1 protein-coding gene and 2 pseudogenes are annotated in these 2,770 nt (G+C 57.1%); 2 read left to right on the plus strand and 1 reads right to left on the minus strand.

Features of this window, described 5'->3' with window-relative positions; genetic code table 11:
* Window positions 1-129: 129 nt before the first annotated feature.
* A pseudogene (locus tag CINSTRO3249_RS14735) lies at window positions 130-723 on the plus strand (malic enzyme-like NAD(P)-binding protein); the annotation flags it as partial.
* Between the two features lie 152 nt (window positions 724-875).
* Entirely contained in the window at window positions 876-1,679 is an 804-nt protein-coding gene (gene sanA / locus CINSTRO3249_RS14740; RefSeq protein WP_074013799.1) for an outer membrane permeability protein SanA, read from the plus strand.
* 572 nt (window positions 1,680-2,251) lie between these two features.
* On the opposite strand, the pseudogene mglC reads toward sanA, so the two are convergent.
* Window positions 2,252-2,587 (minus strand): annotated as a pseudogene (mglC, locus tag CINSTRO3249_RS14745) (beta-methylgalactoside transporter permease); the annotation flags it as partial.
* Window positions 2,588-2,770: the final 183 nt, after the last annotated feature.

The following is a 2,770-nucleotide window of genomic DNA, read 5'->3' on the forward strand; positions in this document are numbered from 1 at the left end:
CGGGCGGCTGGGTTACATCCCTCCTACTGAAGCCGAAATGAACTATTACGCTTTGCAATTAGCATCAGAGGAAGCGGCGTAGTATTGCCAAAATTACTCTCTAATAAACTCGGGGTTATTCAGTTGGACAGTGACACCATTTCGCTGCAGGATGTGGTGCGCAACGCCAGACCGACGGTGTTGATCGGCGTCTCAGGCCAGCCGGGGCTGTTTACCGAAGAGATTATCCGGGATATGCATCAACACTGCGAGCGTCCCATCGTGATGCCGCTGTCCAATCCCACCTCGCGCGTTGAGGCGACGCCGGAAGATATTTTACGCTGGACCGACGGCGCGGCGCTGGTGGCGACCGGCAGTCCGTTTGCGCAGGTGCAGCTTGAGGGCAAAACCTACCCGATTGCACAATGTAATAACGCCTATATTTTCCCCGGTATCGGTCTGGGCGTTTTGGCCTCGGGCGCCGGCCAGGTCACCGACGCCATGCTGATCGCGGCCAGTCGGGCACTGGCGGATTGCTCACCGTTGGCCAACGGCGACGGCGGCGCGCTGCTGCCGGACATTAACGATATTCAGTCGGTGTCGCGGGTGATCGCCATGGCGGTGGCCAAGGCGGCGCAGGTTCACGGGGTGGCGCTGGTCACCTCGGAGGAAACGCTCTCCCTCGCCATCGAGCATAACTTCTGGCAGCCGCAGTACCGCGATTATCGCCGCACCTCTTTTTAAACCCTCCATCAACCGGTCGGGGAAACCCGGCCGGCAAAGGGGCAAATTTGCGGCATTGGCCTGACTTGCCCCTTGCACACCTTGCTTCAGCCCGATAGGTAAAGTAGCCTTGGAGCCATGACATTTTCGCGGGAACCGGCTAAGGCTATAGTATGTTGAAACGCCTGATTTTTACCCTGTTCATTATTGCAGGCGTTCTCGTACTGACGGCGGTGGGCCTTGACCGCTGGATCAGCTGGAAAACCGCGCCCTTCATCTATGATGATCTGACGGCCCTGCCGCACCGTCAGGTGGGGGTAGTGCTGGGCACCGCCAAGTATTACCGCACCGGCGTCATTAATCAGTATTACCTTTATCGCATTCAGGGCGCGCTTAACGCTTACAACAGCGGCAAGGTGAATTACCTCTTGCTGAGCGGCGATAATGCGCTGCAAAGCTATAATGAACCGGTAACCATGCGGCGTGACCTGATTGCGCAGGGCATGCCCGCCGCCGATATCGTGCTGGACTTTGCCGGCTTTCGGACGTTGGATTCCATTATCCGTACCCGCAAAGTCTTTGACACCAACGATTTCACCATTATTACCCAGCGTTTTCACTGTGAACGCGCGCTGTTTATCGCCTTAAACATGGGCATACAGGCGCAATGCTATGCGGTGCCTTCGCCGAAAAATATGCTGTCTGTACGGGTGCGTGAAATCGGCGCTCGCCTGGGCGCACTGTCGGATCTGTATCTTATGAAACGGGAGCCGCGTTTTCTGGGTCCCTTGATCCCCATCCCCGCGCGCCATGAAATTCCGCAGGGCACGCAAGGGTATCCTGCCGTCTCGCCGGAGCAGCTGTTGGACATCCAGCAAAAGCAGCCACAGTGGGTTAAACCGGTACTGCCCGGTTCGGCCAAAATCCAGGACGTTAAGACGTCGACAGAGGCCGGTGATAACGGGTCCCAAAAGTAACCAGCGGGTTTGATGCGGTTTAAAGAAAAACGGCATTACCGGGACTGCAGCGAGGGTGGCCAGTTCGCCACCGTGGGACCGACTGCCCTAAAGCGCGCGGGCCCGACGTTGGCAACCATGGGGACGGCGCAAGAAAACTCTCTCGGCGCTACAACGATAACGCCAGGGCCACGGGTGACAGTGCCGGGCACGTTGCCGCGAAGCGGCATTGACGTGCGGCAATCGTGCCATGCGTGAGCACATTGCCGCGAAGCGGCATTGACGTGCGGCAATCGTGCCATGTGCGAGCACGTCGCCGCGAAGCCGCATTGACGTGCGGTAATCGTGCCATGCGTGAGCACGTCGCCGCGAAGCGGCATTGACGTGCGGTAATTGTGCCATGCGTGAGCACATTGCCGCGAAGCCGCATTGACGTGCGGCCATCGTGCCATGCGCGGGCATGTCGCCGCGAAGCGGCATTGACGTGCGGTAATCGTGCCATGTGCTAGCACGTCGCCGCGAAGCCGCATTGACGCGCGGCCATCGTGCCGGGCGCGGGCCACGCCGGCACGCCGAACCGAACGAGGCGATAATTACTTTTTCTTGGCGTATTTCAATGAATCGAGCGCGACCGCGAAAATAATGATGGCGCCCTTGATGATATATTGCCAATACGGGTTAACGCCGATATAGGTCAGGCCATAGTTGATGACGGTAAAGATGATGACGCCGGTAACCACCCCCAATACCGTACCGACCCCGCCGGCAAATGAAACGCCCCCCACCACGCAAGCCGCAATGGCATCCAGTTCATACATGAAACCGAGGTTGTTGGTGGCGCTGCCAATACGCCCCGCTTCCAGCATACCGCCAAAGGCGTAGAAGACGCCCGACAAGGCATAAATCATAATCAGGTTCAACGGCACATTGAATCACCCCGGATAAATTAGAGTCTATACTTTAAAAGTGGAGGTCTCTATGACAATGAATCACCCCGGATAAATTAGAGTCTATACTTTAAAAGTGGAGGTCTCTATGACAACGACCAAACGTTACTCTCCGGAAGTCCGTGAACGGGCAGTTAATCTAGTGCTGGAAACTCAGCATGAGCA

Source organism: Candidatus Sodalis sp. SoCistrobi (assembly GCF_900143145.1).
Lineage (GTDB): Bacteria > Pseudomonadota > Gammaproteobacteria > Enterobacterales > Enterobacteriaceae > SoCistrobi.

What these genes read in the sequence shown, in the direction of transcription:
- sanA (WP_074013799.1), top strand. Translation starts at nt 876, where the DNA reads ATGTTGAAACGCCTGATTTTTACCCTGTTCATTATTGCAGGCGTTCTC.